This window comes from Ferrovibrio sp. (assembly GCF_025869515.1).
In the GTDB taxonomy this organism is placed as follows: Bacteria; Pseudomonadota; Alphaproteobacteria; order Ferrovibrionales; family Ferrovibrionaceae; genus Ferrovibrio.
In genome coordinates this window covers 1-5,229 of the sequence record NZ_JAOZVR010000079.1, presented here as the reverse complement: position 1 = coordinate 5,229, position 5,229 = coordinate 1, and the positions used below count along the sequence as shown (strand labels likewise).

7 protein-coding genes are annotated in these 5,229 nt (G+C 59.0%); 4 read left to right on the top strand and 3 right to left on the bottom strand.

Translation table 11 applies throughout. From position 1 onward, the window contains the following. Window positions 1-422, top strand: a 422-nt coding sequence (locus tag OJJ21_RS12625; RefSeq protein ID WP_297686751.1) for an HAD-IA family hydrolase, incomplete at its 5' end; no start/stop codon positions are given. Here the strand turns inward: OJJ21_RS12625 and OJJ21_RS12620 are convergent. Continuing rightward, window positions 401-1,498 (bottom strand): anhydro-N-acetylmuramic acid kinase, encoded by a 1,098-nt coding sequence (locus OJJ21_RS12620; RefSeq protein ID WP_297686749.1) that lies wholly within the window; start codon window positions 1,496-1,498, stop codon window positions 401-403. The two genes, OJJ21_RS12625 and OJJ21_RS12620, sit on opposite strands and share 22 nt — an antisense overlap. Window positions 1,499-1,620: 122 nt before the next feature. Here OJJ21_RS12620 and OJJ21_RS12615 point away from each other — a divergent pair, with 122 nt between their 5' ends. Together OJJ21_RS12615 and OJJ21_RS12610 are read left to right on the top strand one after the other, a co-directional pair. Continuing rightward, window positions 1,621-2,493: a protein phosphatase 2C domain-containing protein gene (locus OJJ21_RS12615; protein ID WP_297686748.1), complete on the top strand. Its 873-nt coding sequence runs from the start codon at window positions 1,621-1,623 to the stop codon at window positions 2,491-2,493. A gap of 120 nt (window positions 2,494-2,613) precedes the next feature. Then, window positions 2,614-3,381, top strand: a complete 768-nt coding sequence (locus OJJ21_RS12610) for a GntR family transcriptional regulator (protein ID WP_297686746.1) — start codon at window positions 2,614-2,616, stop codon at window positions 3,379-3,381. 79 nt (window positions 3,382-3,460) lie between these two features. Here the strand turns inward: OJJ21_RS12610 and OJJ21_RS12605 are convergent, their stop codons facing one another. After that, on the bottom strand, window positions 3,461-4,342 hold the full coding sequence (locus tag OJJ21_RS12605) for a BadF/BadG/BcrA/BcrD ATPase family protein (RefSeq protein ID WP_037511945.1): 882 nt from the start codon (window positions 4,340-4,342) through the stop codon (window positions 3,461-3,463). Window positions 4,343-4,525: 183 nt separating this feature from the next. On the opposite strand from OJJ21_RS12605, the gene OJJ21_RS12600 reads away from it, so the two are divergent. After that, complete coding sequence (locus tag OJJ21_RS12600; RefSeq protein WP_040110191.1) at window positions 4,526-4,747, top strand: hypothetical protein; 222 nt, start codon at window positions 4,526-4,528, stop codon at window positions 4,745-4,747. Between the two features lie 86 nt (window positions 4,748-4,833). Here OJJ21_RS12600 and OJJ21_RS12595 read toward each other — a convergent pair whose 3' ends face one another. Continuing rightward, a complete protein-coding gene (locus OJJ21_RS12595; RefSeq protein WP_255247304.1) occupies window positions 4,834-4,962 on the bottom strand; it encodes a hypothetical protein in 129 nt (42 codons plus the stop codon). Window positions 4,963-5,229 lie beyond the last annotated feature (267 nt).

Sequence of the window (5,229 nt, the reverse complement as noted above, 5' to 3'; positions counted from 1 at the left end):
GGATCGAGGGCTTCAGGCTCGCGATTTGTACCAACAAGCCGGAGGGACTTGCGAACCATCTGGTCGAGGCGCTCGGCTGGGTCGATGTGTTCGACGCCATAGTCGGCGGCGAGACATTGCCTGTTCGAAAACCGGATCCACTCCCGTTGCTCACTGCAATTGCGCAGGCCAAAGGGGCCAAGGCCATTTATGTTGGAGATTCGGCTGTCGATGTCGCGACCGCGAGAGCGGCGGCGATGCCGTCGATTGCTGTCGGCTTCGGATTTTCCGACGTGTGCGCCAGCCAGCTTGGCGCGGATTTGCACATCGATCATTTCGACATGCTCCCTACCGCCGTGCGGTCGATCATTGCACCTGCCACACTGATCGCACAGCGAGCAAGCCTCGACCTTGACCCCGGTCAGGCGACGGTCGCCGTCTGAGCCTTGTAGAGCTTTCCGGCCGTGGTGGAGCTGGGCGCGCCTGTTGTGTTCGGGAAGGTCACCGGCAACCCCCGAACCGAGCGCGCCGCGATAAATCCGATGGCTTCGGCTTCGATAAAGTCTCCGCGCAACCCGAAATCGTCAGCGCTTTCACAGGTGCCAAGCACTTCTCGCAAAGCTTCCATTATGACGGGGTTATGTCGCCCGCCACCACAAATGATCCATAGTTCCGGTCGTTCGGGGAGTTGGCGTGCGCCCAGCGCCACGGAATTGGCGGTAAACGCGACCAACGTCGCCGCCGCGTCTGCGGCCGAGAGATCATCCACAATATCGAGCGGAAAGTCATAGCGATCCAATGATTTTGGACCTTCACGTTCGAAATACGGATGCGCCAGTAAATGGCTCAGCACTGCCTGATTGACCTCTCCGCTCGCAGCCAGCGCTCCGCCATCGTCATATCGGCCAAGGCCGCGCTTCTGGACCGTTAGATCGAGCATCCCATTACCTGGCCCGGTATCGAGCGCAATGATTTCTTCGTCGCTGCCGATGAACGTGAAATTCGCGACGCCGCCTACATTGAGAAAGGCGATCGGACCTGACTTTCCGATCTTCCGGGCAAGTGCGGCGTGATAGATGGGAACAAGAGGCGCGCCCTCTCCGCCAACGGCCATATCCGCATGGCGAACGTCCGCGACAACGTCAACGCCGAGCGTATTGGCGATTCTTGCAGGGTCGCCAATCTGGATCGTCAACCCGCGGTCGGGCCGGTGAAGGACGGTTTGGCCGTGGTAACCGATCAATTCGATCGTACCGGCCCCCGGTTTGGAGAGAAGTTCGCGCGCGCAGCGTACATGCGCGCTGACAATGATATCGTCAGCCTCCGCCAACAGTCTCGGTTCGGCCGTACCGGTCGCCACAAACTGTTCGGTGGCTTCTTTGACGATGGCGCGCTCTGCGGTCGAGAATGAGGTGAGGTGCGTCGGGCCGAAGTCGTCGATTGCTTCGCCATCGGAACTCAAAATGGCCGCATCAACGCCATCGAGCGATGTCCCGCTCATGAAACCAAGAATGCGCATCTCTCGTTCCCCTAACCGTAGTCGATGTTGCGCACCTGCTACCACTATGATACCACATCATCAAGCTGCGATATCGGCCGGCGCGCAGAAGGCCGGTCGCGCGTCTATTTAATGGAGCCGAGATGTTCAACGTCCGTTTGGCGGAGACTCGATCCGGAGCGGCAGCGAATGAGGATGTGGTCGGATATACGGACTTCGCGGCCTGGGTTATCGATGGCGCATCAGGCATTGGGGAGAACCTCGTCTCAGCTGTCAGCGATGCACAATGGTTCGCGCAGCGGGTCGATAGGGAACTCCGCGATCTACTGGCTAGCAAGCCGACGATGCCTTTCGAGGATTTGTTCGCGGCCGTCATACGTCACTGCCGGTCGTCCTATTCGACGCTGGCGCGGCGACCGCCCGCGGGGCGCCATGAACTGCCAAGCGCGGCGATAGCTTTTGTCCGCGCCCTGCCCGAAAAGGTTGAACTGGCAACACTCGGAGACTGCAGGATCGCCTACCGGTCCCTAGGCGGAGAAGAATTCGCCGAACATGGAGACGGCGGCAATATAGGCCCTTTCGAACACCGCACCAAGGCGTTGGCCCGATCGATCCTCGCCGAGCGACCTGAGATTTCGGCGGCCGAACTTTTCGAGGAATTGCGGCCACAACTCGTCCAAAATCGAGCCTTCATGAATGTCGATGGCGGCTATTGGGTGCTGGGTCTTCAAATGGAGGCAATCGAGCACGCAAATCGTGCCGAACTGCCGGCCGGCGACTGGGCAGTCGCGCTAGCAAGCGATGGTTTTCTGCGCCTCGCCGATATGTTCGGCTACCTCGGGACATCCGATCTACTTTCGATCAACAGTCGCGATCAATTCGAAGAATGGCATTCCCAACTTCGAGATCTCGAACAAGTCGAGGCGTCGCTTCTTAATCATCCGCGTGCAAAAATCTCCGACGACGCGAGCTTCATTCGGATCGATGTGCATACCAATATCGTGCCAGATGGTTGAAGCGAACGACCTAAAAATGGTAATGGGCGTTCATCGCTAAGGCCTACAGGAACAGAAAATGCGAGCGCGATTACCCTCTCATCGCTTGCTTTCTTGATAATGAGGCGGAAAGGACTGGAAATGCGAGACAAGCTTGCCGGATTGAAGGAGAGCAACGCGCCTCTCTATCTTCAGCTGGCGCGCAATCTTCGCGAGCATATCGAAAGCGGAGGGGTGGAACCGGGCGAACCGCTTCCATCCGAACGCGAGCTCTCGGAACGAATGGGCATGTCCCGGGTCACGATCCGGAAGGGTATCCAGAAGCTCATTGAAGAGGGATTGCTCTTTCGTCGGCATGGTTCGGGAACATATGTCAGCGATCGTATCGAGGCGCGGGGTGCAATGCTAACGAGCTTTTCTGAAGATGCACGATCGAGAGGTGATGATCCTGGTGTCGTCTGGATGATGCGTAGCTACGCCAACGCCACCGACGAGGAGGCGGCCGCCTTGGAGATTCCGATCGCCACCAAGGTCGCAAGGCTCGCGCGTGTGCGCCTTGCGAATGGCGAACCGCTGGCGATAGAACATGCTGTCGTTCCCGCGGAGTTCCTCCCGGATTTGGATGCCGTGGGTGACTCGCTCTACGCAGCGCTTCAGAGTTCGGGGGTATTTCCTGTGTCCGGCACGCAGCGTATTCGGGCTGCCTTGGCCACTCCGACCGAAGCCGGGATGCTCTCGATTGCGCAGAGCTCGGAGATATTGCGCATTGAGCGCCTGACCCGTGATACGAAGGGTACGCCGGTTGAATTTACCAGGTCTGCGTATCGAGGCGATCGATATGAATTCGTCACTGACATCGCTGCCAGCACAGCGTCGGTGTCACGGCGCGATCCTGTTGGAATGCCGTGACGGAGTTTGAGGTGTGCCCACCACATCGCGCATATCTTGCTCGGTTCCGGGGCAGTTGATTCTCGATGGCGGCACGCCATCACCGGCCAGATGCTAAAGACCCGATGGGCAGGCCGGCGAGAATCAGGGCGCCGTCGAGCGCGTCGCCAAGCGGCGCACTCAGCTTCTCGACGACACGGGCGCGCAGCCATGGCTTGATCCGCGGTGCGAGTCCACCCATCAGCACGCAACGGCTCGCGCCCTTAGCGAATATCGTCTCGATGAAGCGCTCGATATGCTGCGCGGCGTCGCGAACGATCGACAGCGCAATCTCGTCACCTATCTCCGCATATTCCATCACCAGTGGGGCAAAGGCGGCATAATCGGCCGGCGCTGCATCGTCCATCCAAGCGATGACATTCGGGATAGCATGGTCGAACTGCTTGGTCACCGCCTGACTGAGCTGTGTCGGCCGTGTCCGTCCGTCGAGCGTGCGCAGGGCATGGCGGATTGCACTGAGACCCAACGCCGCACCGCTTCCTTCGTCTGAAATGGGAAAGCCGTAGCCGCCGATGCTTAAACTGTCCTCACCGCGCTTGATCAACCCGACGCTTCCGGTACCGAGGATCAAGATCGCACCATCGCCGCCCATATGTGCACCCAGATTGGCGATGATCGAGTCGCTGGTTAACTGAACATTGGCAAAGGGAAAATCGAGCGCCTGGATTTGCTGCTTCATCCCCATCCGATTGATGCCCGCAATTCCCATGCCGACCCGGACGCTCCCATAATCGCTGTCGGCGACACCACCATCCTTGAGCGCCTGGGTGCAGGCGTCGAGCAAGGATCTGTGCAGCGCGTCGAGCCCGATGCGCGTATTGGCGGGGCCGGCCTTCCCCGCACCCAATCGCAGGCCGTTCGCATCGACAAGCCTCGCTTTACTTGCGGTGCCGCCCGCGTCGATGCCTAGATATAAGACCATATTATCGACCCGCTGCCATTGTGATGGGAACCATGAAAGCTCAATCTAGCTACTGATAACAAATTCGCTACGTTGTCTCCTGCTTTCCTCACTATGACTCCATGCGTGGATGGCCTCCTGGTCGCAAGAGCTTTTCTGCAGTGAAGACGGCGCGCGCGCATCGACGAGGAGACCTGGGTCGGCATGGATGAACCCTGGCGGTGGAGTTCGCGGTTCAACCTGATAGTGCTCGATAGTCCTTTCTTTTCCATCTATATGACCTCGCGCACAAAACTACTGACAGGACCAAGCTCGGACGTCCTTCTTCGGCGTTGTGATCGCGATATCAGCCGCCAACTTCACACCCCGCGCCTCGGTACCTTCAACAATCTTGTCGACGATCGCTTCTATCTCGGCGGCCTCTGACATCCCGTTGGGAGTTCCTTCAGCTCGGCTTGCGGCTATCCTAGAGCACTCGAGGGGCATAACCGTCGCCCTGCCATGCCACCAACTCACGGAGGAGGCCCAGCGCCGATGAAGCCATGACATGCACCGCTAAGCACATCATCGTTTCGATTCAGCATCTCGACCGCAGCCTGCATAAGCCATTCTGCGGCCATCATCTTATCGACAATCGCCATCCAAGCCCCCTGGTGCGGAGTCTCAGTGGGCAGTTGATGTTCCCGCCACCTTTATTGGGGTCGAACCACTCTGCGCAATCTGCAGACAATCACCGGGTCGCCAAGTAAGATGCTCGACGCCTTGCGTCCGCATGAGCTGCTCGAGTGCCTCGTCATACCGCGGCTCAGGCAGGTTGTGTGCGAGATAGACCGCCGTTGCCTCCGCACCGGTGTTGACCGGCCCCCACCGAGTGGTCCGTGCGGATTGTTAGTGCATTGACGCCTCCA